1 rRNA gene is annotated in these 321 nt (G+C 56.1%); it reads left to right on the plus strand.

Annotated elements, in window-relative coordinates:
• A 16S ribosomal RNA gene (locus A6013_RS24865) occupies nt 1–321 on the plus strand; the annotation flags it as partial.

The following is a 321-nucleotide window of genomic DNA, read 5'->3' on the forward strand; positions in this document are numbered from 1 at the left end:
ACCAGCCACACTGGAACTGAGACACGGTCCAGACTCCTACGGGAGGCAGCAGTGGGGAATATTGCACAATGGGCGCAAGCCTGATGCAGCCATGCCGCGTGTATGAAGAAGGCCTTCGGGTTGTAAAGTACTTTCAGCGGGGAGGAAGGTGTTGAGGTTAATAACCTCAGCAATTGACGTTACCCGCAGAAGAAGCACCGGCTAACTCCGTGCCAGCAGCCGCGGTAATACGGAGGGTGCAAGCGTTAATCGGAATTACTGGGCGTAAAGCGCACGCAGGCGGTCTGTCAAGTCGGATGTGAAATCCCCGGGCTCAACCTG

The sequence above is a fragment of the Enterobacter sp. IF2SW-B1 genome (assembly GCF_001743375.1).
Taxonomy (GTDB): Bacteria; Pseudomonadota; Gammaproteobacteria; order Enterobacterales; family Enterobacteriaceae; genus Enterobacter; species Enterobacter bugandensis.